Raw genomic sequence first — 25,593 nt, 5'->3', positions numbered from 1 at the left:
CCGGCTCAGGCGCCGGTCGGCAGCTCGAACCAGGCGATGGTGCCTCCGCCGGGACGTGGCTCGAGTCCGATGGTGCCGCCATGGGCCTCGACGATGCGGCGACAGGTCGCCAGGCCGATGCCGTGCCCCTCGACGTCGAGCTGCCGCGAGCGGGCGTAGAGCTCGAAGACCTGCTCCTGTTGGTCCGGTGCGACACCGATCCCACGGTCCGCGACCTCGACCCGGACGGCGTCGTCACGCAGCGTGCCGCTGATGGCGACCGGGCACGTCCGGTGCGGTGGCGTGTACTTGATGGCGTTGGTGACCAGGTTCAGGACGAGCGAGTGCAGTTGCACACGGTCGCCCTGCACACTCGGCAGCTGCTGCACGGTGAGGTCCACCTCGCGGCGCTGGATGAGTTCGACCAGGTCTTCGCGGACCGACTCGACGACGGACCGGAGGTCCACCGTGGTGTTGCCGAGCACGCCGCCGACCTGCGCGTAGTCGAGCAGCTCGGTCATCTGGTCGTTCATCCGTCCGCTGGCACGCCGGGCCCGCGCGACCATCGCCGCGAGCGCGGGCTGAGTGGCGATGGCCGGGTCGTCGTCCAGCGCTTCGAGATAGCCGATGATCGCGGTGAGCGGGTTGCGCAGGTCGTGGCTGACCTGGTGCGCGAAGCCGCCGAGTTGCTCGTTGGACCGCCGCAGCTCGGACCGGGCCGCGTCCAGCTCGGCGAGCAGGACCTCCAGCTCGGCGGTGCGGCGTCGCAGTTCCAGCACCTCCATCACCTGCCGGGCGAGCGTGTCGAGTGCGTCGCCCTGGGCCGGCTCGAGCGGGTGCGCCCGGGTGTCGAAGACGCACAACGTCCCGATCGTCACGCCGTTCGGAGTGCGCAGCTGGCTGGCGGCGTAGAACCGCACCTGGCCCAGAGCGCCCGTGACGAAGGGATTGTCGGCGAAGCGTTCATCCGTCCGGGCGTCCTGCAGCACCACGGTGTCGGTCTCGTGCAGCGCGATCGCGCACATCGAGTCGTCGCGGGTGCACACCGAGACCGGTATGCCGTAGGTCGCCACGCTGTGTTGTTGCGCACCGTCGATCAGGTTGATGGCCGCACTCGGCACCGAGCACACCACGGCGGCCAGATGCGCCAGCTCGAACAGCTCTGCAGGAGCCTCGCGGCCGATGACGTCATACGCCTCGAGCTCGGCCACCCGTCGTCGATCGATCAGGGTGCCCGCCGCGGTGTCACCGGGAGGGGAGGTCGCAAGGTGCTCGGCAGACATGCCCACATTGTGCCGACGTGAGGGTGGCTGGGTGCAACCTGTGGTGTGCTGGCTTCGCATCGCCTTACGGTGACCGGCGGGCCGACGAACAACCGGAGATCGATGAGAAAAGACCGCCGATCATGTCGGCGGTCTTCATGTGTCGGGGTGACAGGATTTGAACTGTTCACTCGCCACTTTCGGCTAACACTCTGATCTGCACCGCAAGCGCCTGACCTGCAGCGATGTAGACTCTAGCGCGTGAGAGTAATGGGCACAAGAGGACACAACGAACCTCAAATTATGCCCGGATTATGTCCCCATGTGTCCGCGAAAGGCATGTCATGACGCGGGCAAAGCGGGACTTCGGGACGATCCGGAAGCGCGCCAACGGCCGCTACCAGGCCTACTACATGGGACCCGACCAGGGCTTCCACCGTGCGCCATCGACCTTCCAGACGAAGTCCGACGCCGAGGGCTGGCTCGCCGCCGAGCGCCGGCTCATCCAGAACGATGAGTGGTCGCCGGCGAAGTCTCGGCGGGCGAAGGTACGGCGTGCGACGGAGGCGTTCGGTCCGTATGCCGAGGCGTGGCTCGCGCAGCGCGAGCTCAAGCAGCGAACCCGCGCGCTCTACCGGCGGCAGTTGGATCGCTTCATCCTGCCGGCGTTCGCGGAGATGTCGCTGCGGGACATCACGCCGCCCATCGTGCGCACTTGGTACACGGGGCTCGACCAGACGCGACCGACTCAACGCGCTCACGTGTACTCCCTGCTCCGCGCGATTCTCAACGAGGCTGTTCGAGACGACATCCTGACCAAGAACCCATGCACGATCCGAAGCGCCGGCATCGCGAAGCGGCAGCGACCGATCGATCCAGCGTCTCCGCAGGAGATCGTCACGCTGATGAACGAAATGCCTGACCGTTATTGGGCATTCGTGCTCATCGCAGCCTGGTGCGGGCTCCGCTTTGGAGAGCTTGCCGAGCTACGTCGAAGCGACATCGACGTGAAGGCCGGGCTCATCCACGTGAGGCGTGCCGTCACCTGGGACCACAACACACCCGTCGTCGGCACGCCCAAGAATGGCCAGCAGCGCTCAGTCTCGATGCCTCCGCACATCGTCGATGTGGTGAGTGCGCACCTGACGCGCTTCGTCGCGAGGGGGAGCGATGCACTGGTCTTCCCGGCGGTTGGCGACAGCACGCGGCAGATCCACTCCAACACTGTCCGGCGCCACTGGCTCAAGGCCAGGCGAGCCGCCGGTCGCGAGGACATGCGTATCCACGACCTTCGGCACACTGGCGCCGTCCTCGCCGCCCTGGCCGGCGCGACCCCGAAGGAGACCATGGACAGACTCGGGCACCTCACCGCCGAAGCAGCAATGCGCTACCAACACGTCGCTCGCGGTCGCGACGCCGAAATCGCAGCAAAGCTCTCCGAACTGGCAGGGTTCTGACTCGGCGCTCGACCATCGCTACCCGGTTCGCGTCCTCCGCGCCGCAGGCACACACGCGGCGGTATGACGCAGGACAGTGCATCAATCCCCTAGGGCTTCCACTCCACAGTGAGGCTCTTGCTCGTCGAGCCATGCAAGGCCTGCGACGGCATGGGGTGTCCGGCGACGAAGCCAAATGGCTGGTATGGCAGGCCTTGGTAGGCGGTGGTGTAGGCCGGGCCCTGTCGGACCTGGTCGATACGCTTGGCGACCAAGATGGCGTGATTGTCAGTGCGAATAGGTACCCCAGGGGGTTTCGAACCTCACCGGTGGACGATAGGTGAGGAGATGAGCATGGCAGGAGACGGTGGCCGTGGTCGCATCAGCGACACGGAGCGGTTCAAGGTGTACCTGCGGTCCGGAGGCCGGTGCGCCATGTGCGGGAAGTACCTGCTCGAGGGGACGGTGACGCGTCGCCCGATGCGGCTCGGCGAGCTCGCGCACATCGTGGGCGCCAAGCAGACGCCCGGTTCGCCGCGCGGCATAGACCCGCTCCCCAAGAGCGAACGTGAGAAGGCGGACAACCTGATGCTCGTGTGCCGTGACGAGCACACCGAGCTGGACCGCAAGGGCACCCTCGACGTGATGACAGTCGAGAAGCTCCGCGCCATCAAACGGGACCACGAGGCGTGGATCTACCGGATGACGGGCCTGGACCGGAATCGCGGCACTACGGTCCTGCGGATGCTGGGGCAGATTCGTGGCAACACAGTCGAGCTGGCCAGGCCGACCGCGTCGTCGGCGATCCTCGAATCCGACGACCGGTTCCCCGACTTCCCGCTGAGTCACGACCTCCACGGCGTCGAGATCGACCTCCAACGGCTGCCCGGCGAGGGCACGAAGGAGTACTGGAAGACCGGCATGGCTGCCATCAACGAGGTCATCGAACACAAGCTCAAGGACGCCGTCGCGGACGGCACCGTGCAACACGTCAGCGTGTTCGCGTTCGCCCGGCTTCCGCTGCTGGTGTACCTCGGCAGCCGCCTCGACGACACGTACGGCGTCGAGCTGTACCAGCGCCACCGCTCGACGGACTCGTGGGCGTGGCCAAACACGGATGCGCCGACGCCGCGGTTCGAGGTGACGTACGAGCGTGCAAACGACGCGGCCGCCAACTCACCCGCAGTCCTGATCTTGAACGTGTCCGGCACCGTGCACCCCGATGAGCTGCCCCAAGACCTGCGCGGCCTCAACCGTCACGTCCTCGCGCCCGTCGGCGACACCCAGGCCGGGGTGGACGTCATCAACTCACCGGAAGCAGTCGCCGCGTTTCGGCACGCGGTCCGGTCCTTGCTGTCCGACCTGGAGGTCTCCGACAAGAAAATGCCTGTCCTGCACGTAGTTGGCGCGCTGCCACTCGCGGCCGCTGTCGCGCTCGGTCAGGCACGCGACCCGCACGTCCACCCGACGTTCGCCATCTACTGGCGCACCGACGACGGTACCTACGAGCACGCCCTGGACCTGGCATGAAGCTCATCGCCTACCACGAGGCGTTCCTCAAGGACACCGTCAACCTGAACCGTAGCCGCCTGGACCAGCTGGGCACCCGCGTCAACAGGATCGTGTCGGCCTTGGAGGAGGATGACGAGGTCGGCGACATCCTCGTCGGGCACATCCCGCAGGGCTCCTGGGCGCACAATACGATCATCAAGCCGTTGAACAACCATGAGTTCGACGCCGATATCCTCGTCGAGCTCGAAGAGCAGGCCAACTGGTCCGAGCGCGACTACATCACCGCCGTCCGGAACGCGTTCAAGCGGTCCACGACGTACAAGCCATTGGTCCGCAAGAAAAACCGATGCGTCCGCATCGGCTATACCAACGACTGCCACGTCGACGTTGTCCCGTACATCAAGCTCTCCGACGGGCGCCAAGTCATCGTGAACTGGGCCGAGGAGAAATTCGAAGAGACCAATCCCGACGGATTCACCACCTGGATGAAGGAGCGCGACGACTTCGCGCTGAAGAACCTCCGCAAGGTTTTGCGTCTCCTGAAGTACCTGCGTGACTTCAAGCAGACCTTCACCATCCCGTCCGTCATCTTGACCCTGCTGGTCGCCGAACGCGTCACGTCGTGGGACGCGGACCAGCGCTACAAGGACGTGCCGACGGCGCTGAAGAACATGCTTAACGACCTCGACCAGTGGCTCGACATGTACCCGCTGATGCCGTGGCTCGAAGACCCGTCGTGCCCGGGCACCTACTTCAACCACCGCTGGAATGAGGACCAGTACAAGAACTTCACGAACATGGTGAAGAAGTACGCCGCGTGGGTCAGCGAGGCATACGACGAACCGGACAAAGCGATCAGCCTTGCCGCCTGGCAGAAGGTGTTCGGCGACGGCTTCAAGGCGCCTGCAGTCGCTTTGTCGGCGACGGCGTCCGAGTCGGCGCCCCCGACCGCGGTACGGCTGGAGCGGGCCCCGAACGAGCAGTACATCGAGGAGTTCGGGTTCACCTTCAACCTGACTCACGTCGCCCACATCGCCGCGACCGCGCTGATGGATGGGTGGCGCAAGAAGGACTTGCGCCAGCTTCGCTGGTTGGCCCGCAACTGTCAGCTCGACTTCAAGGTCACGACCGACGTCCAGGAGCCGTACGACGTGTACTGGAAGGTCCGGAACGTGGGCGTGGCCGAGCATCGACTACGCGGCGAGATCACGCCCGACGACGGACGTCGGACCAAGCGGGAGAACACCCTCTACCCAGGTCGTCACTACATCGAGGCGTACATCGTTAAGGACGGGCAGGTGCGCGCCATGGACCGGCACGGTGTGCCCATCGAGTAGCTTGCGGTCCCGCCCAGCGGCCCTCGGCGAACACAGCCCGCCCGTACGCCCATGAGCGGCGCCCGTCCATGCCGTCGTCCTACGCATCGATGCAGATATTCCGACGCTCGCTAGAATCCGGGTGGCGCGTACCCGCTTCCGCGGTGCCCCGCACCCGAGCGAGTTGCCACTGTTGGGAAATGAAACTCCCGAAGAAGAATCTGCGAGTGACGCGTCACAGTGGGCGCAATGCACGCGGGGCACCAACGAGAATGGCGTGTGTTTCAGCCGCAACCCTGGGCAGTCGGAACGAGCACCATTAACCGATCGACATCGGCGGGATCGACCCGCAGCACGCGCGGACCACTGCGGTAGGCGGGGAGTTGGCCCGCTGCGATCCTGCGGCGGAGCGTGCGGACGCTCAGGCCGGTGCGCTCGGCGACATCGGAGAGGGACTCGAACTGGCGGCGGGACTTGGGAGTGTTTGCCATACTCCCCGAAGGTCAGATCGCACCTCTGGCGGTCACACTCGGGAACGTCGATCGTGGAGTGAACTTCGACCGCCGGGGGACGCGTGACTGGCCGCTCCAATCGACCCTGGCGCCCATGCGACCGTGCCCCGCGCGCACAAGCCGCCGCAGCGTGCGTCTACATCGCGGACAGCGCGAAGAGCGGGCAACCGGCGCCCGACTGGACTACGCGGATCGCTGACAGCCGGGACAGTTAGCTGCGCAGCTGCTCTTCCAAAGCCGTTGCTACTGCTTCGAATTCAGCGAGAGCGGCGGTTAGGTCCTCGACGATCTCGCGGGCGATGACGTCTGGCGACGGCAAGTTGTCCAGGTCCTCGAGCGAGTCGTCCTTGAGCCAGGTGATGTCGAGGTTGGCCTTGTCGCGGGCAACAATTTCGTCGTACGTGAACGGCTTCCAGCGCTCCGACTCGACACGCTCGGTTGCTGTGTACGCCTCGACGAACTCGTCGAGGTCGGCTCGGCGCAGCGGGTTCTGCTTGAGCGTGAAGTGCTTGTTGGTGCGTAGGTCGTAGACCCATAGCCGTTCTGTCCATGGCTCGCCCGGGCGCGCGACCTTCTTGTCGAAGAACAGCACGTTGGCCTTGACGCCGTTGGCGTAGAAGATGCCGGTCGGCAGGCGGAGCATGGTGTGCAGGTCGAAATCGGCCAGCAGCTTGCGGCGGATCGTCTCGCCAGCACCACTCTCGAAGAGGACGTTGTCGGGCAGCACCACGGCAGCGCGGCCGTTGGTGTCAAGGATGGTCATGATGTGCTGCACGAAGTTGAGCTGCTTGTTGCTCGTGGTCGCGACGAAGTCCTGACGCTCGATCTCGCGATCTTCGCGCACCTCGCGTCCATCGGCACCCACCATCGTCAGCGAAGACTTGCGGCCGAAGGGCGGGTTCGACAGGACCACTGACCAGCGATCACCCGGGTCGGCGATCAGCGAATCCTTGACCTCGATCAGTGACGGGCCGTTGGACTTGCCCATGCCGTGCAGCAGCAGGTTCATCGATGCCAGGCGCGCGGTGCCATCGACGAGCTCGTAACCGGTGGCGAAGGTGTCGCGTAGATGGTCACGTTGCTTGGGTGTCATGGACTCGGCACCCTGCTCCGCATTGTCGTGGGCGACCAACAGGAAGCCGCCAGTGCCGCACGCGGGGTCGACCACAGTGTCAGCAACCGTTGGGCTGATGACGTCGACGATCCCCTGGATGAGCGCGCGTGGTGTGAAGTACTGGCCGGCTCCTGAGCCCTTGTCGGACGCACCTCTGGACAGCAGTTCCTCGTATGCGTCGCCCTTGATGTCAGTGCCGGACTGCGACCACTGCTCCTTGTCGATCAGGTCGACTATGAGCCGGCGCAGCTTCGCAGGGTCCTGGATGCGATTCTGCGCCTTGCGGAAGATCGTGCCGATCAGGCCGGGTTCGCGGGCCAGGCCGACCAGAATCTGGGTGTACACGACCTCCAGATTGTCGCCTTGTGCGTCGAGCAGCCGCTGCCACGAGTACTTTTCGGGCACGATCCGTTCCGGAGCGAGCTTGCGAGTTGCCCGCTCCTGAGCCATCTTCAAGAACAACAGATACGTCAGCTGCTCGGTGTATTCGATGACACCGACGCCGTCGTCGCGCAGCACGTCGCAGTAGGACCACATCTTGTCGACGAGGCGGCGGGAATCTGTCATTGGGACCTCCTCGGCCAGAACGGATCGCTGAACCAGTCGTTGGGCACACCCATGCCCGACAGTGGCACGGTCGGATGCTCGAGAAAGAGATCATTCAGCCGTGGCGCCCACATTGAACCGGGTGCGATCGTGTGGAGCATTGTCTGCAGCGAGACCAGCACCGCGTATAGCCGTTGACGGCGCCAGGCGTTTCGGTCGAAGAGGTCGGTGTCTTCGAGCCAGCGGATCGCGCGAGACTTTGGGATCGCTGGATACACTCCGAGGCCGCGGTTCCAGAGTCGGCCATGGTGCGCGCAGATGTTGCGGACTCGTTGATAGCTCTGCAGCCAGGAGCGGAGGACCGGGGCACGCACCCCTAGCGACGCGGCGATGTCGCCTTGAGCGCTCGTGTCACCGAGCGCGCCGTAGATCGCGCGGACTGAGCCAAGGCTCAACTCCTCGAACACCACCCAGGTCGGCGGCCTGGACGGCGATCCGTAGTGGGTCACGTAGTGCTCGAGGGCGGAGACGAAGGTGTCCGCGCCGACCGCTCGCTCGCGTGGTCGGCGCAACTGCTCGTCCACCATGATGTCGACGTCACGCAGAAGCCGCTGATGCACACCCGCGTTGGCAAATTGCCGAGAGTCTTCGTACCAGTGAGGTCCTGCAGCCCGCGACATGCGGTCGCTGATGGCGGCCCTGACGGCTACCTCGACACGCTCCATCGCATCGAGCACTTGCAGCCGAAGCTTTCTGTCGAAGATGTAGAGGTTGAGTACGTCGTCGAAAGTGGTGCCTTGTCGAAGCACGTCACGCTGCTCGCTCTCGAAGCTTCGAACGTATGCCGAGAGGCGGTAGTAGCCGAGGTGCCGCAGATACCGGGTAGCTCGCTCTTCATCTGGAATGGCCAGACCACGCTGGCGCCAGCGCTCCAGCAGGTCGATTTCGGCCAGCGCCGGCTTTGCGTACTCCGTCGCCGGTCGCGAGCTGTTGTCAGGCAAGAGAAAATCCCCCGGTTGCGCATCGTTGAGAGGCTCGGGGGATGTGGTGCCCCAACCATACAACGAACCACGGACCGCCGTGACCAAGCCCGTCGAGATCACTGGTCATCGATGCCCCGGCTCTCCCAAGCACCGAATGCCAGCCCATCCGAGGCAACCCATGACGTGCGACCGTTGCAGGACCGGCCAAGCGCGATCGCGCCAGCAGTCGACGGGGAGGAGAACACGATGTCCCGCGTGACCCGGCCGACATCGTCCTCGACCACGATCGATCCGTCGGCCAGCAGGCTCTCATGCTGGGCTCGGTAGTTCGCGTACGCCTTCTGCGTGCTGGCCGCTTTGCCCACGCCGTGCCACTCGGGCACGACGAGCGAGTTGCTCAACATGACGAACTCCCCGTCGATCTGTTGGGCTGACGCATCGACATGCTGTCGCTTGCTGCGCAGGCTGAAGATCGGTGACTCGGCGGGACTTGCTGTGCCGGCCGTCGATCGCGTTGGGCGGACGCGAATCGCGTTGACTCCCAACACCGGCAGCACAATTTGCAACTGGCCGAGGAAGTACTCCATGTCGGACGCATCCGCCTCCGGTAGCCGGGGCGTTGGCGGCGCAGTGCCGTTCTCGAGGGTGACGCGGCCAGCTTCGGTGGCGAGCTCGATCAACCGGGACTCCAGGTACCTTCCGTGCGACTTCGTCAGATTGGTGTCCTTGGAGGTGATGACCACCACCTGGTTCCAGAACGACTTCTCCTTGATGTGGCTGCGCAGCCGAGTCGCGACGACGTCGGCCTCGCCGATGTAACAGCGGGTGTCGCCGATCGCCTCTTCGTCCTCGCCGAGCAGGAGGTAGACGCCGGTGCGCTCGGCTTCCTCTCGGCGAAGTAGGTCGGCCAGGTCGGAGCGTCGGGCGGACAGCACGTGGCCGGTCCAGTTGGTGATCTCGGCCGTGGTTAGCCCGCCGGGTGTTCCGTCGACGAGGAAGAGTTTGACCTGTTTGCCGTTCACGCCATGGCCTCGGCGAGTTCCTCGATCACTTCGTCGTCGGTATGACGACCGGTGAGCTTGCCGCTGAATGCCGCAGCAAGCACGGCACGCCGGAGCGACACAGCGCGGGCGTTGGAGCGCGAGAGCTCGGATTCGAGGTTCTCCCACCGCTGCTCAGCTTCGGAGTACTGCTGGACGGCGGATCTCTGCTCGTCGGGTCCGACCTCGGGCACCTGGACTCGCAATAAGGACGTCTGCGAGATGTTCCGCATTGAGTCCTTCGTCCCAGTAGCCAATGCCGAAATCTGGGCGCGGGCGTTTGGAGTTTGCAGTGTTCGCCAAAGCCAGGCCGGGTGCGTGTCGCCAGCCGGCACGACGCGGAGACTTTTGTCGCTCAACAGCAGCCGAGGACGAACCGTTTCTTCGACGAGAACGCTCGCTCCCACATATTCCGCGGTGTTTGCCCGACTGACCAACAGGTCACCTGAGTGAATCTCGTACCTGGGATTGGCGCGTTCGGTCGGAATGGCCTTGTTCTCATCTGGTCGGAACCTGCCCCAGGTCATGGCTGAGACCTTGATGATCCCCCATTCGTCGTCTGCAGCCGGCGCCGCGGCCCCACCAAGGGATTTTCCGGCTTCGATTCGGTCAACCAGTCGAGACAGCGGCACCTGCTTTTCGCCTCGACTGAATAGGTCTTGGAGTGTTGAGCGACGGAGGCTACCGAGCCTGCGCCTTGCAGTGGACGCATAATCCGCTGCTGCGTCGAGGTGGGAGAGGTGGTCTTCGAGGATCTCGACGATCCGCCGCTGCTCATCCAGATCGGGTAAGGCGACCGGCCACGGCCTCAGGATGGTCTGGCTGATGTTGCGCTGGGTAGCGCCCTTCCCCATCGCATCGAGTTGTCGCCTCTGGCTCAGGAGGTAGTAGAAGAGAAACTTGGTGTCGACATCCGGACCCGGTATGACAAATGCAATCGCCTGGTTGGTTGTCAGTGGGATGCCTGAGATGCCGAGCTTGCCGATCGACCCATACATTCCGATGAGAACTGCGCCGGAGGGCACCCACTTCGCTGAGGAAGCATCGAGGCCAGCCGCCGTGATCGTCCGCTTCGTCGATGTAACGATGCCGTCATTGAGATCGCCGATTACCGCCCACGGTATATCGCCCGTCGTAGAACTCGGACTTCCTCGCCTGGGGAGTGCCACCGCTCCCGAGACGTGCCACCGCGGCCAGAGTGGTCCTGTGCCATCCGGGCGGCGTCACGCGGTGAGCTCCGCGTTGAGGTTCTCCAGCAGGTCGGCGGCTTGGTCGCCAAGGTCGCGCAGTGCGCCGTCGACGCCGCCGCGTTCGATGAAGGGTGCTTCGTCGAGGTCTTCGGCGGTGATGCCAGCGGAGTTCGCGATCACTTCGACCATCCGGTCCAGCCACCACCTTTGTGTATCAGTGAAATTCGTGCCTGCTTGCTTCTGTTGGGCGAGCCAGGCGGCATACCGCTCGCGCACTCGGTCGGCATATGGCACCAGCTCGTCATCCACGCCGACGGTATAGCGCAGCAAGGACACCAGATCGGTGAGGGTGTGTCGGTCGCTGTGGCGGACCTTGTCGACATACAGCGTCTCGTAGGCGTGCCAGATGATGTCGGCGGTCCAGTTGTGCGGAGGCCGACTGATCCGGTCGGCGAGCTCCTGGATGTCGGCGAAGTTGATCCGTCGCACGCGGGCTTCGCCGAGTAGCTGTATGGCGGTGATCTCGTCGCGGTGCTCGTTCAGATAGGCCTGCCAGGACTCGACCACCGAGCGCGCGCGGCCAGTGTCGACCACGCCGCTCGCGTCGATCAGCGTGTCGGCGTTGACCTCGTCGATGATCCGGTCGTGCGTGGCGCGCAGCTCCAGGATCCGACCGCGGAGTTCGGGGTTGGCGGCGAGCGGTCGCGTCGCATCGTCCAGGAGGCACTGGATGGCTGCTTCCGGATCCGCCTGCCCGGCAGCGGCTTTCGCCTGGGTGTCGGGGTCGACCGCGTCGACCAGGCCGCGGACGATGTCGCGGACCGGCATACCGGCGACGTCGTCGAGTTCCTCGCGTTCGGCCGGTGTGAGGTCGAGCTCCAACTTGGCCAATCGCGAGGCGAGAGTGGCGGTTTCGTCCTCGGTCAGGGAGAGTGTCGCGGCCTTGTCGAGCAGTTTCTTGAGCGAGACGCCCTTCTCGCGGTTCAGCGGTGGGTCGACGAAGTCGTGCTCGGTGACACCGACTGCGTCGACGATGACGAACCGGTCCTTGCCCGACGCGTCTGGCGTGACGGACTGGAAGTCGGCCGGGGTGATGGTGCGCGCGCCGCGGCCCTTCATCTGCTCGAAGTACTGCGCCGACCGCACATCGCGCATGAAGAAGACGCACTCCAGTGGCTTCACGTCGGTGCCGGTCGCGATCATGTCGACGGTGACCGCAATGCGCAGACTGGGTGAGGTCCGGAACGCCTGCAGCTGCCCCTTGGGGTCGCGGGCGTTGTACGTGATCTTGGCGGCGAAGTCGTTGCCCTTGCCGAAGACCTCGCGCACGGTCGTGACGATCTCCTCTGCGTGCGCATCGTCCTTGGCGAAGATCAGCGTCTTGGGCACGGTGGAGCGCCCGGGGAAGATCTCTTTGAACAGCCGATCGCGAAAAGTCTCCAGCACCAACCGGATCTGCGACTTCGCAGTGACCGCGCGGTCGAGCTGCTTGTTGGTGTACTCGAGGTCCTCCTCCAACGCTTCGAGCCGTTGTTTGCGGGTGCGGCGGTCGACCTTCGGCACGATCGTGCCGGCGTCGATCGAGTTGCCCCGCTCGGAGATCTCGGTGCGGATCCGGTAGAGGTCGAAGTCGACGTTCACGCGGTCGGCGACCGACTGCGGGTAGGTGTACTCGGACACCAGGTTCTGCCGGAAGAACGCGAAGGTCTGTTTGCCGGGGGTGGCGGTCAGACCGACCACGTGGGCGTCGAAGTATTCGAGGACGCTGCGCCATACGCCATAGATCGAGCGGTGTGCCTCGTCGACGACGACCAGGTCAAACGTCTCGGGCGGCAGCTGCGAGCTGTATGCGACGGTGACGGGGGAGTCAGGCACGAAGTCGTCCAGTCCCGGGTCGTCGTCGGCCGTGACCTCGTCGCCCTGCAGCGCCTTATAGACACGCTGGATGGTGGAGATGACCACGTTGCTGCTGCCGAGCATGCCCGCGCGGGTGAGCTTGTCGACGTTGTAGATCTCGGTGAAGCGGCGGCCGTCGCCGGGCGTCCGGTAGTTCTGGAACTCAGCGATCGCCTGGTCGGCGAGGTTGTTGCGGTCGACCAGGAACAGGATCCGCTTGAACCCGCCGAACTTCAGCAGCCGATAGGCAAGCGTCACCGCGGTGTAGGTCTTGCCCGCGCCGGTCGCCATCTGCACAAGGGACCGGTCGAAGTGCTGGGCGGCGAGGGATCGTTCGACGCCGGCGATCGCGGTGATCTGTGCGGGCCGCAGTGCGGTGGTGTCGAGCTCCGGAAGGTGGCGCACCTTCGCACGCCAGGTCGGCGCGTCTGGGTCGGCTTCGGCGTCGCGGATGGCGCGCGCCAGGGACTCTGGCTGCGGGAAGGCGAACAGTTGCCGTGCCCGCGGGTTGGGGTCGTAACCGTTGGTGAAGTGCGTCTCGGTCCCGCTGGCCTCGAAGACGAACGGCAGTCGGGCGTCGGTCGTCAGCGCCTTGAGACGTATGTCGGCGGGGATGCCTTCGGCATACATCGACGACTGCCACTCAACGCCGCTGAGCGTGGTGCCTCGCGGCTTGGCCTCGACCACGCCGACGACGCGTTGGTCGACGTACAGCAGGTAGTCCGCGCGACCGTGCCCGGACTTCATGGTGACCTCACGGCACGCGACGCCCTGAGCGGCGAAGAGGTTCAACGCCTTCTTGTCCTGCACCACCCAGCCCGCCTCGGCCAGCTGGCGGTCGATCAGAACACGAGCGCGTGCCTCGGCAGCAAGCCGATCCTCGTCCTCTGATGGCGCATTCATGATGCTCGCAGGTTACTGCGAACTATCCGCAACGTTTGCGATCTCGCGCCGTTCCGCCAATGACCGTCTGGACGACGTCAGATTGATTACCGAGTGCTTAACCAGGAGTGCAGCGGCCGGATGTCGGCCTACGTGGCTATGGTCCGGGCATGCTTCTCGTTGCCATCTCAATCGTCTCCGCCGGCATCGCTCTTGTGGCGCTCATCGTGTCCTATCGGCTCGGATCCCGCAGCGCGCGTGCGGCCGAACGTTCGGCTGGTGCCGCTGAGGCATCCCGAGCCATCTCCCAGCGCCAGCTCGAGAACGCCATCCGAGCTCAAGAGGCAGCTCTGCAACCGTACGTCTGGGCGGATATTCGACCGAGAGATGACGGCCAGATTCTGACGCTTGTCGTTGGCAACTCGGGGCCCACGGTCGCGACGGATGTTCGGGTCGTCCTTGACCCGCCGTTGGAGACGATCGTTCCTGACCGGATGAAGAAGATGGTGCATGGCGTGGATGAGCGTCTAGCAGCGGGAATCGGTTCGATTGCCCCACACCGCACTTTCAGTTGGGGACTCGGTGTCGCCCGCGAATTCTTCCAGGGCTCTGATGGGCCACCAGTCGCGGACTTGACCATCACCGTTGTTGGTCAGGGTCCCAGCGGTCCCCTTGCAGCCCTTGAGTACGTTGTCGCGTTGGAAGATCTGCGCCAGCAGAGCGCACGTGCAGTCGGCGTTGCGCTGCTTGAACCGTCACTCAAGAAGATCGCGGATGCTGCCGAGCGTCGTGCCCGGGTAGCTGAGGCACAGTCTCGCAAAGACATAGATGTCCACAGATCAGAGTGACTCCGTGGCTTGCCCGGAGTAGATCTCGCTGACGGAATCCTCGGGTGATCAGACGGTCGGCACGCGGACCATCAGCCGATCGACGTCTGCAGGGTCAACGCGCAGCACGCGCGGGCCACTGCGGTATGCCGGGAGGTGGCCGGCGGCGATACGGCGACGCAGGGTCCGAACGCTCAGGCCGGTTCGTTCAGCGGCATCGGACAGAGACTCGAAGTGGCGACGGGCATTGGCAGAAGTAGACATTTGGATCTCCTTTCCCAAGCCCGAAGGGCAGATCCGGTCCCTGGCGGTCACGAGCGGCGGTAGATGTTCCGGAAACCGAAACGCCGGAGGGCTGTGTGCGTCGATCGACCGGGGGTGGGATGTGAGCGCTGGGCGCACGAGGCGAGCTCGTCACCGGGACGTCGCACCCTGCTCGTGGAGTGATCCGACCTAGGTTGTCTTGTTTGGGTGCTGCCGGCCCGGCCCCGCTGTCGCATACACGGTGCTGCGGCGTCGTCGGTCCTGCGCCCGCCGCAACGAACGTGCGCCGCTGTTTTAGCGGTCTTTAATTCTTTTAATTCTCGCCGCCGCTCGAGTTGCACCAGGCCGAGCGGCTCGCTCCGAGCGACGTTCGAGTGCGCGCTGGTCAACGAGGGCAACGCGCTGGCACCACCCGCGACGTACCTCCTGCAGAAACGCGAAAGTCGAAGCAACACACAGCTCTTGCATTGTCGGTGAATGTGCGTTTCGATGATGCGAAATGATGCGTCGGTTGGGAGGAGACACCTGGCCAAGAACGAACTGGACCGAGTCGCCGGACCGAGGCCAGCGCGCGACATCGAAGGCCTCGCCGACGACCTACTAGCGCGCGCGTGAGACATGCTGCTGGACCACGTCACGGAGGATCGAAATGAGCGATGAATCAGCTCTCGCATGTCCACGGTGCGGCGGCCCGGTGGTCTATGCCGGCCGCGGTCGGCGGCCCGTGTGGTGCTCGACGAGGTGCCGAAACGAGGCAGCGGTGGTGCGCCGCGGCGCCCGTGAAGCGGCCGTCGAGATCCGCTTGATCGACGTCCCGAAGCAACCACGCCGCGGCGCTGGCGGAGGGGCCGGTACGCGCCCTATCGACGCCGTGAGGTCGAAGCCGTCTGTGGCGATTGCCGACGGGACTCAGCGATCGGAGGGAACGTCGAGTCAGGACAGCAACGATGTCGGCACGTTGGATCGGCGGGCATTGACCGCTGCCGTTCTCGCGGATCCGGTGGCGGTCGCTACGGTTATTCGCGCCCTCGCCGGGCTCCACGAGATGGGCAAATTCTCCGGTGCGAAGTGGGCGTCGGTGCGGGCCGGCGTCGTTTCGTTGGCCGACCTCGTTCGGACCGATGACGGGGGAGTGCGAAGCGCCGCGCTGGGTGATGCACACCCGCGGTCAGGGCGAAGCGCGCGTTCAGGGCTGTAGCCCACCGGGGGATGTCCGGAATCGGCCTCGAGTTGGTGGTCGGACGAGGCCCCCCCGTTGCCGGGCATTTCATCGGACGGGTCTTACGGGAGGGGCGTCGCCACGCTCAGACCAGACAGCGTTCTGACGTGCGGGTTCACCGTTTGTGGAACGTCAATTGAAAAACCGCAGCCAGGATGCGATGGGATGCGGCAGAGGTGGCTTCGGGCCGGATCAGTGATGTTCGCGTTGCAAGAGATCTCGGCGATCGTCGTTCGCTTTAGAGGCGGCTGACTACGAAGTCGGCTGCCTGGTCGGGCATGCCGTTGTGGAAGTACGCGACGTGTCCTTCGACGTCTGATCCTGGCGCGTTTTGGGCGGAGATGTCGCCCCGGGCGCAGTAGTCGCGGATTGTGTCCGCGTGCGGTGTGAGCATGCCGGGCTTGCGGGGTATGACTCCGCTGACTCCGGGGGCGGGCTCGCCTGCGTTGTGGGGTTCACCGGCGGTGAAGGTGGGGTTGCCGAACAACGCGATGGCGGCGATCTGGTCGACGGCTGTGGGGTCGAGGTCCGGTGCGTCGGTCCCGGCGTATCGCACGGCGGGGTGCACGAGTGCGTCGGTGATGACTTGGGCGCCTTGGGACCAGCCGAGCAGCACGGTCCGTTGCTGCGGTCGGGAGGCGGCTTCGTCGTTGAGCAGCGACACCAGGTTGCGCACGCCGATCGTCGGGCTCTGTCCGAGGTCGATGCGTGCCGGGTAGGTCGCGGTGAAGCTTTCGAACGTCGCCGGGTAGGGCAGGCTGTGGACCTGCACTTTCCCGGCGTACCGGTTGCCGATCGCGTGGGCGATGGGCGTCAGGAGGCGTGACCCGCTGGCGGGCTCGGTACTGCCCCGGACGGTGACGATCAGGACGGGCGTCTGATCGTCGCTACTCATCGGCTGTGCCCGGTGCCGGGTGGCGGTTGGTCATGGCGTCGAGGCCCCGGTGGTGGCTGTTGTCGGAGCAGTCGCGTGTTCGCGCGCCCAGGTTTGGGTGGCCATTTGGACGGCGTCCCACGGTGATCCGAGGGGCGGGGTGTAGGACAGGTCGAGTTCGCTGACGGCTTCGACGCTCATGCCGTGGAAGAGGGCGGTGGCGTAGGTGTCGACGCGTTTGGCGGTCTCGGTGCCGCGGGCTCCGATCAGTTGCGCACCCAACAGTCTGCCGGTGTGTTGGTCACCGGTGACCCGGATGGTGATGGGGTGCGCGCCCGGGTAGTACGCCTTGTGGTCGTCCGGAGTCGCCGTCGCCGAGACGGGTGTGAAATCGGCTGAGGTTGCTTCGTGTTCGCGTAGCCCGGTGCGGGCGGCGATCAGGTCGAACACCTTCACGACCTGGGTGCCTAGGGACCCGGCGAACCTCGCGTGACCGCCGAGGGCGTTTTCTCCGGCGACCCGGCCTTGTTTGTGCGCGGTCGTACCGAGCGGCAGGTAGGTGGTGCCCAGCAGCCGGTGGTGGGTGACGACGCAGTCACCGGCGGCCCACACGTGCGGCAGACCGGTGGCCATGGTTTCGTCCACGACGACGGCGCCGCGTGGCCCTGTGGTTGCTCCGGCCCGCACGAGTAGGTCGGTGTCGGGGGTGACGCCGACGACGACGAGGACCAGGTCGACGTCCCAGGACAGGGGCTCCTTCTCGGGGCCGGTCCCGGTGACGTGCAGCCCGTCGCCGGTTTTGGTGATGCGGGTGACGGTGGTGTTGGTGTGCACGTCGACGCCGTGCTTGGTGAGTTCGGTGTGCACGAGGGCGCCGAGGTCGGGGTCGACCGTGGGCAGGACCTCGGGGAGCATTTCGACCTGGGTGACGGCAATGCCGCGGCCGGTCAGTCCTTCGGCCATTTCCAGGCCCACGTACCCGGCGCCCACGATCAACGCATTCGTGGGGTTGATGCGGTCCAGGGAGTCGGTCAGGGCGAAGGTGTCGCCCATGGAGTGCAGCAGGTGCACCCCGTCACCGGTCCCGAGGTGGTCGAGTCCCTCGATCGGTGGCCGGGCGGGTACGGCGCCGGTGCCGACGACCAGTTCGTCGTAGCCGATGGTGTCGGTGCCGCCATCGGCTGTCTTGACGATCAGCTGTTGGCTGGGGACGTCGATGTCGGTGACCAGGGTGTCCAGTCGCAGCCGCATGCCGGTGGCTTCCAGGTCGGCGTGGGTGCGGTGGGCCAGGTTGGTCCAGTGCGTCACTTCGCCGGAGATGTAGTACGGGATGCCGCAGATGGAGAAGTTCGGGTAGGCGTCCGCGACGACGACGGTCACGTCGGTGGTGGGGTCGAGTTCGCGGGCGCGCAGCGCGGCGGAGATACCGGCGTCGGAGCCGCCGATGGCAACCAGGTGCATGGACGTTGGCCTTTCAGGATGGGAAGGTCACGGGGCGTGCAAGGACAGGACGGGTGGTTCCGAGCACAGGGGTTAGATGTTGAGTTCGCGCAGCAGGGTGCCGACGCGGGTGGTGAGGTCGTCGCGGATGTCGCGCAGCACGGGCAGGGGTTGCCCGTCGGGGTCGGCCACGTTCCAGTCTTCGTAGCGTTTGCCCGCGTAGACGGGGCAGGCGTCGCCGCAGCCGATGGTGATGATGACGTCGGCGGCGTGGACGACGCTGTCGGACAACGGTTTCGGGTAGGCCTCGGTCAGGTCGATGCCGCGCTCGTGCAGGGCTTCGACGGCGACCGGGTTGACCTGCCCGGTGGGGTGGGACCCGGCGGAACGCACGTGCACCTTCCCGGGCGCCAGGTGCGCGGCGATCGCGGCGGCCATTTGGGAGCGTCCGGCGTTGTGGACGCACACGAACAGGATTTCCGGGACGGTCTTGGCGACTAGGCCGTGGGCTTGCGCGGTCGCGGTGAGTTGTTCCTTGGCGTGTCGGGTGATCAGGATCGGCAGGAAAGTGGCGATCTTCGAGGGCGGTTCCAGCAGGTCGCGGGCGTCGGTGACGGCGGTGGTGACTTGGTCGCGGGTGAAGACGCCGTCGAACTGGTAGGCCAGGTCGTCGATGATCGGCACCAACTCGACCGGCCGGGCCGCGGCAGATGGTGCGTCAGGTGAGGGCATGGGCCGACTCCTTTGTCGGGGTGAACCTGCTGCGTAGGGCGAGGGAGACGTAGACCAGCCCGACCAGGACGGGGACCTCGATGAGGGGGCCGACGACACCGGCGAGGGCTTGTCCGGAGGTGACTCCGAAGGTGGCGATCGCGACGGCGATGGCCAGTTCGAAGTTGTTGCCTGCGGCGGTGAACGCCAACGTGGTGGTGCGTTCGTAGCCGAGGCCGACAGCCCGCCCGAGGGCGTACCCGCCGCCCCACATGAGGGCGAAGTAGACCAGCAGCGGGAGCGCGATCCGGGCCACGTCCAGCGGGTGGCCGGTGATCTGGTGGCCTTGCAACGCGAAGAGGATGACGATGGTGAACAACAGCCCGTACAGGGCCCAGGGGCCGATCCGGGGGAGGAACTTCTCCTCATACCAAGTGCGGCCCTTGGCGCGTTCGCCGAGGCGGCGGGACAGGTACCCGGCCAGCAGCGGGATGCCGAGGAACACCAGGACGGATCCGGCGATCTTCCACGCGGACACGTTGAGGTGTTCTTGGTGCAGGCCGAGCCAGCCGGGCAGCACCGACAGGTAGAACCAGCCCAGGACGGCGAACATGATGACTTGGAAGACGGAGTTGATCGCGACCAGCACGGCGGCTGCTTCGCGGTCGCCGCAGGCCAGGTCGTTCCAGATGATCACCATGGCGATGCACCGGGCGAGGCCGACGATGATGAGGCCGGTGCGGTAGGTGGGTAGGTCGGGCAGGAAGATCCAGGCGAGGGTGAACATCAGCAGCGGCCCGATGACCCAGTTCAGCACCAGTGAGGTGATCAGCAGCCGCCGGTCGCCGGTGACGGAGTCCAATTTGTCGTAGCGGACTTTGGCCAGGACCGGGTACATCATGATCAGCAGCCCGAGCGCGATCGGCAGTGAAACGCCTTGGATGTCAACGGCGCTCAGCGCGTTGTCCAGGCCGGGGATGGCGCGGCCGAGCAGTATCCCGGCGACCATGGCGGCGCCGATCCAGACCGGCAGGAACCGGTCCAGGGTGGACAGTTTCCCGACCACCGCATCATGGGCCGGAGCCTGCCTCGTTGTGGTCATCAGGACAGACCACCCGTGGTGGACAGGCCGCCGAGGCTGACCGGTTGCGGACCGACCGGGCCGCAGCAGGCGCCGCCGGAGCCTTCCTCGGAGTCGAACAGACCCGCGCCGCCGCACACGCCGGTGTCGGGCAGGGTGAGCTCCACCTGGCGGGCCGCGTCCAGGTCGCCGGCCAACGCCGCGGCGATGGAGCGGACCTGCTCGTACCCGGTCATCGCCAGGAACGACGGGGCGCGCCCGTAGGACTTCATCCCGGCCAGGAACAAGCCGTCCTCGGGTTGGGCCAGGACGTCATACCCGTGGGGTTGCACCGACCCGCAGGAATGCCAGTTCGGGTCGATTTCCGGGGCGAGCTTGGCCGGTGCCTGCAACCGCTGATCCAAGTCCAGACGCACCTCGGACAAGAACGACAGGTCGGGACGAAACCCGGTCACGCACACCACCTGATCCAGGCCCTCAATGCGACGACCATCAGAAGAGATCAACACAACCCGGCCATCAGCGCCGCTGCCGTTGTTGGTGTCGCCGTTGTTGGTGTCGTTGTCTTCGACGGCGATGGTGCGGAACCCGGTGACGACCTCGATCCGGCCATCGGTGACGGCTTCACGGACCCGGGCGCCCAGGGCGCCGCGGGCCGGGAGTTCGTCGGCGTCGCCGCCGCCGTAGGAGTTCCCGACCGTCCCGCGGCGCAGCACCCACACCACCCGGGACCCGGGGGTGTGGACCTCATCGCTGGTGAGCGCGATCAGCGACGTCAGCGCTGACGCACCGGAGCCGACAACCGCGACGGCCTTACCCGCGCACGGGTTACCTGCTGCTGTCGCGTCCGGCATGCCGTACAGAATCCGGTCGGCGTGCGCGGTCTCGCCGGAGACCGGGTATCCCTCCGAACCCAGCGGATTCGGCAAACTCAACGTGCCGGTCGCGTCGATCACGGCCCGCACGAAAACCCGCTCGATCGACCCATCGCAGGACTGCACGTGCAGCACGAACGGTTGCTCGTCGCGGCCGGACTCCACCAGCAGGTCCCGATCCAGTCGCGACACACCGACCACGGTGGAACCGGTGCGGACCCGGTCGCCCAACACTGCCGCCAACGGGGCCAGGTAATCCGTGATCCACGCGGTGCCGGTCGGGTACCGCTTCCCGTTCGGTGCCGCCCAGCCGGTGGGTGCCAGCAGTTTCTCCGCAGCCGGAGAGGTCAGTTCGGACCACGGGGAGAACAACCGCACATGCCCCCAGGACCGCACCCCAGCCGCCGGTTCGTCGCCTTGCTCGAACACCACGACCTCCTGGTCGCGGCCGACCAACTCCGCGGCAGCGGCCAAACCGATCGGTCCGGCACCGATCACTGCGACCGGAAGCTCTTGGGGGACAACGGAAACCATCAGCGACCACACCTTCTAACTAGACGACTGATTAGATGAATGTCGATATGGTCAGCGTTGCGCATTGCATCGATGATTGTCAATATGGTGTGGTGACCGCGACCAAGACGACCCGCACACCATCCGCCGCGACGCCGGTGTGCGACACCGCATGCGTGCCAGGAGACGGCCTTGACGCCGTAACCGCCGAGCGCGCCGCGGCGGTCTTCAAAGCCCTCTCAGACCCGGTCCGGCTCCGGCTGTACACCCGGATCGCGTCCTGCGCGGGCGAGACGTGCGTGTGCGACATCCAGGACGTCGGTGTCTCCCAACCGACCGTGTCCCACCACCTACGCAAACTGCGCGAAGCCGGGCTCATCGAGTGCGAACGCCGCGGCACCTGGGTGTACTACTGGCCCGTCGCCGGCGGACTCGACCCTCTAAGCACAGTGCATGCACACACCCGACAGACGATCCTTGACCGGGGATGACGAAGTCGCGAGATGGAGCGCGCAGGCATTTGATTCCGTTGCGCGGGCGGTGGGTCGATCGGCGGGTGATTCTTTGCTGAAGACGACGCACCGGCGCACCTACCCTGCAGGCGGAGCAACGGAGCCCAAGAGGTCAGACGCGTCCACCTCGAGAATCACCGCGAGGTCATCCAGCCGCTCGAACAGCACCCCACGCCGTCCGTGCTCGAGTTCGATCAACTGGTTCCGGCTGAGGCCCGACTCGAGAGCCAACGCCTCCTGCGTCAGGCCGCGCTCCAGGCGTAGCCGGCGGACGTTCGCGCCGACCCGTCTACGCGACTCGGCCCAGCGTTCCTGCTGCTCAGGGTCCACCTGATCGCGTCGTGTCGGCACGCACCGATGTCACGCGAGTTGGGCATGAATGTCTGCCCCACTAATAGTGCATCATCATGCGCATGGAACCGATTGTTCGCTACGGGATCAAGTCGCGGTTCGACAGCGTGTGCGCGCTCTGTGGTGCACCGACGTCGGTCGGGGATCGGATCTACAAGCTGCCCGACAAGCGAGGCGGGCGGAAGTGGGTGTGCGCGGCGTGCCGATGGGAGGACGAGGAGCGCGCGATCGACCTTGCGTTTGTCCTGCGCAAGGTCGAGCACCGGATGGGTATCGGGCCGTACACCCCGAAACTCGTTGAGCTGGAAGTGATTCTGCAGGCTGTGCGCGGTGTCGTCATGCAGTCCGAAGACGAGGTGCGTCTGTTCAACCGTTTCGACGAGTTCTTCGAACTCCGGCGTTCGCCGACGCTGGGTAGAGCGAAGATGGCGACACTTCTCGGGGTCCTGCGCCGAGTGGGCGAATAGGGACCGCAGAGGGAGCACGGGAGCGGGGTGAAGGTAGGGGGACCCCAACCCGCGCAGGGTTGTGGGTCCCCGGAGACCGCGTCGGTCGCGTGGTCGCGTATGGCTTGGCCGGGGACGGGCTACGGGTATGACTCGCTTGCCCCAGGACCGGGATGTGTTCGGGACGCCGTACGAGGGTCAGTCGTCCGCGCCCGGGTCTGCCTTGGACCGCGTGACGCCACCGAACTCGGGCAGGGTGCAGTTCCGGCTCTGACCCGGGACGGCGCCGAGGACTGGTCGGCCCACCCGTTTCGATCCGTACGGGCGCAGACGTTCCTGTAGGGGAGGGGGAAAGCGCGGCCGCAGAGGGCGGCGGCGCGGACGGTGCTCGGGCTGGATGCCTCGGAAGCCCGTCGTCAGGGGGTGTGGTGTTAGCCGACCGGCGATGAACCACCGCCTGTCTCGTCTACGGCAGAGCGAGACAGGTGGCGACATGAGGTGACAGGGCCTGCGCCCTGCCGAAGCTCGACGCCCTTCACGGGCGGAGCTGCGGCCACTACAATGGGACCCACGTCAGCACCTCTGGATTGCTGTCGTCAGACCCCCGGAGGTTGCCGCCTCGCGGGGGTTAAACCTGTCCGCGATCGGTGCTGTTGTGCCTCAGTTATGCCCTTCGGGACACAAAAGAAACCGGCTCCGACCACGTTTCCGCAGGTCAGAGCCGGTTTGCCAACTGGTCGGGGTGACAGGATTTGAACCTGCGACCTCTTCGTCCCGAACGAAGCGCGCTACCAAGCTGCGCCACACCCCGTGGCATGCTGCGTGCACCCAGCGGATGCGCGCAGCGAGATGCAACGATACAAGCAGTGCTGGCGTTTCGCCCAATCGGGTCCGTAACGCGCGGTGCTGTTCGGATCTCGATACGTCGCTCGTACCTCGCGACTACTCGATCAGCGAGGCCGGATCGGGCCTCACGACTACTCAGGACGACGCTCGATCGGCGGGTGCTGCATCAGGCGTAGCGGCGCATGATGCGCTCGGCCTGCTCGACATACCCGCCGCCGAAGAGCACGGCATGCAGCAGCACGAGGTGCAGCTGTAACAACGGCACCCGCTCGCGCCGACCATCGGCCCACGGCGCCACTTCCTCGTATGACGCCAGGATCCGCTGCAGATGCGGCGCTCCGAAGAGCGACAGGGCCGCGAGATCGGACTCCGGATGTCCGCCGTGAGCTGCCGGATCGATCAGCACCGCGCCGTCGGCGGTCCACATGACGTTGCCGGACCACAGGTCACCGTGCAGGCGTGCCGGGACGGCGCACGAACCGTCGAACTCGCCATCCCGCAGTCGGCGCAGCACCGGCTCTGCAAGAGGCCGGGTCTCGATCTGCACCTTCCCCCGTGCCACTTCTCCAGGAGTTGCTCGACCAGCCAGGTGGTCCAGAAGTGGCTCGACGCACAGGTCGGCATACATCGCACCCCACGACTGGTAGGGGCGCAGCGGCAACGGCAGCAGGTCGTCGGTCGGACCCTGGTAGCCGTCGCCTGCCCAGCCGTCCGGTCCCACGCCATACGCGGATGCACCCGCCGCGTGCGTCGTGGCGAGTGCCCGGCCGAAGTCCTCCGCGTCCGCAGCTGTGGGTGTCACCGGTGAAAGTTGTTGCAGTACCAGCAAATCGCCGTCCACCCCAGTAACGCCGACCACCGCGGCACCGTCGTCGACGCGCAGCCAGTCGAGCCCGGCCGCCTCCCAGGCGGTTGCGCGCGGTGACGCGCCGTGTTTGGTATAGGTCACAGCGACGGTTTCGATACGGGCTCATTCCTCGCCCTCGTCAACCGACGCCTCACCGCGGCACCAGCGTCAGCAGCGTCGCCTCCGGCCGGCACGCCAACCGGACCGGGTTGAACTTGTTGTGCCCCAGCCCCGCCGACACCTCCAACCACGCCGCGTCGTCGGGTGCGTCCGCGTCCGGGTGCCCCGACGCCCCCGGCCACCACCGCGAAACCCCTTTGGCGCGAGCGTTGTCCAGGTCGCAGTTGGTGGTCAGCGCTCCATAGAACGGCACACACACCTGGCCGCCGTGCGTGTGGCCGGCGAGCACCAGCCGAGCACCGTCGGCCGTCATCGGATCGAGCACCCGGACGTATGGCGCATGCACCACCCCCACCGTCGCGACCACGTCCGAGGCGGCCCGTGCCGCGACCGACGGATAATCGTCCTGCTCGATGTGCGGGTCGTCCACGCCGACGAACTCGACCGGTTGGCCGGCGATCTCCAGCGTGGTCCGCACGTTGTCCAAGTCGGTCCAGCCGCCGCCGGTGAACCCGTCAACCAGGTCCTGCACCGGCAGGTCGGGCACCCGCATCGCGGCGCCGCGACGATGCGGGTCGCCGAGGCCGACATACTTCAGCGGATTCTTCGGCATGGGTGCGTAGTAGTCGTTGGAGCCGAGCACGAACGCGCCGGGGAAGCGCAGCAGCGGCTCCATGGCGTCCAGCACCGCCGGCACCGCGTGCAGGTCGGAGCAGTTGTCACCGGTGTTGACGACGAAGTCCGGCTCCAGGGCGGCCAGCCCGCGCACCCATTGGATGCGCCGCTCCTGCCGCGGCACCAGGTGCAGGTCGCTCAGGTGCAGCACCCGCAGGGGACGAGCTCCCGGCTGCAGCACCGGGACGGTGAAGCGGCGCAGGGTGTAGAGGTGGCGTTCGACCAGCGACGCCCACGCGAGCGTGCCGAGTCCGGCACCGGCGATGGCGGTCGAGGTCTTGGTGAATGCATGCATGAGACGCCCATTATGCGCGGTGGGAGACT

The 25,593-nt window shown here is 65.9% G+C and carries 22 protein-coding genes and 1 tRNA gene; 6 read left to right on the top strand and 17 right to left on the bottom strand.

The window, feature by feature from the left end; genetic code table 11:
- Nucleotides 1–5: 5 nt before the first annotated feature.
- On the bottom strand, nt 6–1,262 hold the full coding sequence (locus ACYVBN_RS08515) for a sensor histidine kinase (RefSeq protein WP_460600133.1): 1,257 nt from the start codon (nt 1,260–1,262) through the stop codon (nt 6–8).
- Between the two features lie 392 nt (nt 1,263–1,654).
- Here ACYVBN_RS08515 and ACYVBN_RS08510 point away from each other — a divergent pair, with 392 nt between their 5' ends.
- The 3 genes from ACYVBN_RS08510 to ACYVBN_RS08500 all read left to right on the top strand — a co-directional run bounded on the left by ACYVBN_RS08510 (nt 1,655) and on the right by ACYVBN_RS08500 (nt 5,526).
- A complete protein-coding gene (locus ACYVBN_RS08510; RefSeq protein ID WP_460600132.1) occupies nt 1,655–2,698 on the top strand; it encodes a tyrosine-type recombinase/integrase in 1,044 nt (347 codons plus the stop codon).
- Between the two features lie 327 nt (nt 2,699–3,025).
- Nucleotides 3,026–4,207, top strand: a complete 1,182-nt coding sequence (locus ACYVBN_RS08505) for an SAVED domain-containing protein (protein ID WP_460600131.1) — start codon at nt 3,026–3,028, stop codon at nt 4,205–4,207.
- Complete coding sequence (locus ACYVBN_RS08500) at nt 4,204–5,526, top strand: SMODS domain-containing nucleotidyltransferase (RefSeq protein WP_460600130.1); 1,323 nt, start codon at nt 4,204–4,206, stop codon at nt 5,524–5,526. Before ACYVBN_RS08505 ends, ACYVBN_RS08500 begins: the two co-directional genes overlap by 4 nt.
- 263 nt (nt 5,527–5,789) lie before the next feature.
- Here ACYVBN_RS08500 and ACYVBN_RS08495 read toward each other — a convergent pair whose 3' ends face one another.
- The 6 genes from ACYVBN_RS08495 to ACYVBN_RS08470 form a co-directional block, all read right to left on the bottom strand.
- Nucleotides 5,790–5,996: a helix-turn-helix transcriptional regulator gene (locus tag ACYVBN_RS08495; protein WP_460600129.1), complete on the bottom strand. Its 207-nt coding sequence runs from the start codon at nt 5,994–5,996 to the stop codon at nt 5,790–5,792.
- A gap of 232 nt (nt 5,997–6,228) precedes the next feature.
- Nucleotides 6,229–7,668, bottom strand: coding sequence for a class I SAM-dependent DNA methyltransferase (locus ACYVBN_RS08490; RefSeq protein WP_460600835.1), 1,440 nt, complete (start codon nt 7,666–7,668; stop codon nt 6,229–6,231).
- Nucleotides 7,669–7,694: 26 nt separating this feature from the next.
- Nucleotides 7,695–8,780, bottom strand: a complete 1,086-nt coding sequence (locus ACYVBN_RS08485) for an Abi family protein (RefSeq protein WP_460600128.1) — start codon at nt 8,778–8,780, stop codon at nt 7,695–7,697.
- Complete coding sequence (locus ACYVBN_RS08480; protein WP_460600127.1) at nt 8,777–9,682, bottom strand: GIY-YIG nuclease family protein; 906 nt, start codon at nt 9,680–9,682, stop codon at nt 8,777–8,779. The genes ACYVBN_RS08485 and ACYVBN_RS08480 overlap by 4 nt, the downstream gene beginning before the upstream one ends.
- Complete coding sequence (locus tag ACYVBN_RS08475) at nt 9,679–10,869, bottom strand: restriction endonuclease subunit S (protein ID WP_460600126.1); 1,191 nt, start codon at nt 10,867–10,869, stop codon at nt 9,679–9,681. The genes ACYVBN_RS08480 and ACYVBN_RS08475 overlap by 4 nt, the downstream gene beginning before the upstream one ends.
- A 54-nt stretch (nt 10,870–10,923) precedes the next feature.
- Nucleotides 10,924–13,689 (bottom strand): type I restriction endonuclease subunit R, encoded by a 2,766-nt coding sequence (locus ACYVBN_RS08470; RefSeq protein WP_460600125.1) that lies wholly within the window; start codon nt 13,687–13,689, stop codon nt 10,924–10,926.
- Between the two features lie 149 nt (nt 13,690–13,838).
- Here ACYVBN_RS08470 and ACYVBN_RS08465 point away from each other — a divergent pair, with 149 nt between their 5' ends.
- Nucleotides 13,839–14,516 carry a hypothetical protein gene (locus ACYVBN_RS08465; RefSeq protein WP_460600124.1) on the top strand — a complete coding sequence of 226 codons (678 nt, stop codon included), beginning with the start codon at nt 13,839–13,841 and terminating at the stop codon, nt 14,514–14,516.
- Between the two features lie 48 nt (nt 14,517–14,564).
- Here ACYVBN_RS08465 and ACYVBN_RS08460 read toward each other — a convergent pair whose 3' ends face one another.
- The 6 genes from ACYVBN_RS08460 to ACYVBN_RS08435 all read right to left on the bottom strand — a co-directional run bounded on the left by ACYVBN_RS08460 (nt 14,565) and on the right by ACYVBN_RS08435 (nt 21,493).
- Nucleotides 14,565–14,759, bottom strand: coding sequence for a helix-turn-helix domain-containing protein (locus ACYVBN_RS08460; protein ID WP_460600123.1), 195 nt, complete (start codon nt 14,757–14,759; stop codon nt 14,565–14,567).
- 1,457 nt (nt 14,760–16,216) lie between these two features.
- On the bottom strand, nt 16,217–16,873 hold the full coding sequence (locus ACYVBN_RS08455; protein ID WP_460600122.1) for an alpha/beta hydrolase family protein: 657 nt from the start codon (nt 16,871–16,873) through the stop codon (nt 16,217–16,219).
- A 30-nt stretch (nt 16,874–16,903) separates the two neighbouring features.
- On the bottom strand, nt 16,904–18,313 hold the full coding sequence (locus ACYVBN_RS08450) for an NAD(P)/FAD-dependent oxidoreductase (protein WP_460600121.1): 1,410 nt from the start codon (nt 18,311–18,313) through the stop codon (nt 16,904–16,906).
- 72 nt (nt 18,314–18,385) lie between these two features.
- The gene (locus ACYVBN_RS08445) at nt 18,386–19,024 is read right to left on the bottom strand and encodes a low molecular weight phosphatase family protein (RefSeq protein WP_460600120.1); all 639 of its coding nucleotides are present in this window, start codon (nt 19,022–19,024) and stop codon (nt 18,386–18,388) included.
- Complete coding sequence (arsB, locus tag ACYVBN_RS08440; RefSeq protein ID WP_460600119.1) at nt 19,011–20,105, bottom strand: ACR3 family arsenite efflux transporter; 1,095 nt, start codon at nt 20,103–20,105, stop codon at nt 19,011–19,013. Before arsB ends, ACYVBN_RS08445 begins: the two co-directional genes overlap by 14 nt.
- Nucleotides 20,105–21,493, bottom strand: a complete 1,389-nt coding sequence (locus tag ACYVBN_RS08435; RefSeq protein WP_460600118.1) for an NAD(P)/FAD-dependent oxidoreductase — start codon at nt 21,491–21,493, stop codon at nt 20,105–20,107. Before ACYVBN_RS08435 ends, arsB begins: the two co-directional genes overlap by 1 nt.
- A 35-nt stretch (nt 21,494–21,528) precedes the next feature.
- Here ACYVBN_RS08435 and ACYVBN_RS08430 point away from each other — a divergent pair, with 35 nt between their 5' ends.
- The gene (locus tag ACYVBN_RS08430; protein WP_460600117.1) at nt 21,529–21,963 is read left to right on the top strand and encodes an ArsR/SmtB family transcription factor; all 435 of its coding nucleotides are present in this window, start codon (nt 21,529–21,531) and stop codon (nt 21,961–21,963) included.
- A 99-nt stretch (nt 21,964–22,062) separates the two neighbouring features.
- Here the strand turns inward: ACYVBN_RS08430 and ACYVBN_RS08425 are convergent, their stop codons facing one another.
- Nucleotides 22,063–22,335, bottom strand: coding sequence for a helix-turn-helix domain-containing protein (locus tag ACYVBN_RS08425; protein ID WP_460600116.1), 273 nt, complete (start codon nt 22,333–22,335; stop codon nt 22,063–22,065).
- A gap of 56 nt (nt 22,336–22,391) precedes the next feature.
- Between ACYVBN_RS08425 and ACYVBN_RS08420 the strand changes: the two genes are divergently transcribed.
- A complete protein-coding gene (locus ACYVBN_RS08420) occupies nt 22,392–22,802 on the top strand; it encodes a hypothetical protein (RefSeq protein ID WP_460600115.1) in 411 nt (136 codons plus the stop codon).
- 713 nt (nt 22,803–23,515) lie between these two features.
- Here the strand turns inward: ACYVBN_RS08420 and ACYVBN_RS08415 are convergent.
- From ACYVBN_RS08415 to ACYVBN_RS08405, 3 genes are all read right to left on the bottom strand, one after another.
- A tRNA-Pro gene (locus tag ACYVBN_RS08415) sits at nt 23,516–23,592 on the bottom strand.
- Nucleotides 23,593–23,793: 201 nt separating this feature from the next.
- The gene (locus tag ACYVBN_RS08410; RefSeq protein ID WP_460600114.1) at nt 23,794–24,576 is read right to left on the bottom strand and encodes a fructosamine kinase family protein; all 783 of its coding nucleotides are present in this window, start codon (nt 24,574–24,576) and stop codon (nt 23,794–23,796) included.
- Between the two features lie 49 nt (nt 24,577–24,625).
- Nucleotides 24,626–25,564, bottom strand: coding sequence for a metallophosphoesterase (locus ACYVBN_RS08405; protein ID WP_460600113.1), 939 nt, complete (start codon nt 25,562–25,564; stop codon nt 24,626–24,628).
- Nucleotides 25,565–25,593 lie beyond the last annotated feature (29 nt).

This window comes from Flexivirga lutea, from assembly GCF_054778955.1.
This window is presented reverse-complemented; position numbering and strand designations above follow the sequence as displayed.

Excerpts from the sequence above, each read along its gene's own strand:
- ACYVBN_RS08515 (WP_460600133.1), bottom strand. The coding sequence starts at position 1,262 with ATGTCTGCCGAGCACCTTGCGACCTCCCCTCCCGGTGACACCGCGGCG.
- ACYVBN_RS08510 (WP_460600132.1), top strand. The coding sequence starts at position 1,655 with ATGGGACCCGACCAGGGCTTCCACCGTGCGCCATCGACCTTCCAGACG.
- ACYVBN_RS08505 (WP_460600131.1), top strand. The coding sequence starts at position 3,026 with ATGAGCATGGCAGGAGACGGTGGCCGTGGTCGCATCAGCGACACGGAG.
- ACYVBN_RS08500 (WP_460600130.1), top strand. The coding sequence starts at position 4,204 with ATGAAGCTCATCGCCTACCACGAGGCGTTCCTCAAGGACACCGTCAAC.
- ACYVBN_RS08495 (WP_460600129.1), bottom strand. The coding sequence starts at position 5,996 with ATGGCAAACACTCCCAAGTCCCGCCGCCAGTTCGAGTCCCTCTCCGAT.
- ACYVBN_RS08490 (WP_460600835.1), bottom strand. The coding sequence starts at position 7,668 with ATGTGGTCCTACTGCGACGTGCTGCGCGACGACGGCGTCGGTGTCATC.
- ACYVBN_RS08470 (WP_460600125.1), bottom strand. The coding sequence starts at position 13,689 with ATGAATGCGCCATCAGAGGACGAGGATCGGCTTGCTGCCGAGGCACGC.
- ACYVBN_RS08465 (WP_460600124.1), top strand. The coding sequence starts at position 13,839 with ATGCTTCTCGTTGCCATCTCAATCGTCTCCGCCGGCATCGCTCTTGTG.
- ACYVBN_RS08460 (WP_460600123.1), bottom strand. The coding sequence starts at position 14,759 with ATGTCTACTTCTGCCAATGCCCGTCGCCACTTCGAGTCTCTGTCCGAT.
- ACYVBN_RS08455 (WP_460600122.1), bottom strand. The coding sequence starts at position 16,873 with ATGAGTAGCGACGATCAGACGCCCGTCCTGATCGTCACCGTCCGGGGC.
- ACYVBN_RS08450 (WP_460600121.1), bottom strand. The coding sequence starts at position 18,313 with ATGCACCTGGTTGCCATCGGCGGCTCCGACGCCGGTATCTCCGCCGCG.
- ACYVBN_RS08445 (WP_460600120.1), bottom strand. The coding sequence starts at position 19,024 with ATGCCCTCACCTGACGCACCATCTGCCGCGGCCCGGCCGGTCGAGTTG.
- arsB (WP_460600119.1), bottom strand. The coding sequence starts at position 20,105 with ATGACCACAACGAGGCAGGCTCCGGCCCATGATGCGGTGGTCGGGAAA.
- ACYVBN_RS08435 (WP_460600118.1), bottom strand. The coding sequence starts at position 21,493 with ATGGTTTCCGTTGTCCCCCAAGAGCTTCCGGTCGCAGTGATCGGTGCC.
- ACYVBN_RS08430 (WP_460600117.1), top strand. The coding sequence starts at position 21,529 with ATGAATGTCGATATGGTCAGCGTTGCGCATTGCATCGATGATTGTCAA.
- ACYVBN_RS08420 (WP_460600115.1), top strand. The coding sequence starts at position 22,392 with ATGCGCATGGAACCGATTGTTCGCTACGGGATCAAGTCGCGGTTCGAC.
- ACYVBN_RS08405 (WP_460600113.1), bottom strand. The coding sequence starts at position 25,564 with ATGCATGCATTCACCAAGACCTCGACCGCCATCGCCGGTGCCGGACTC.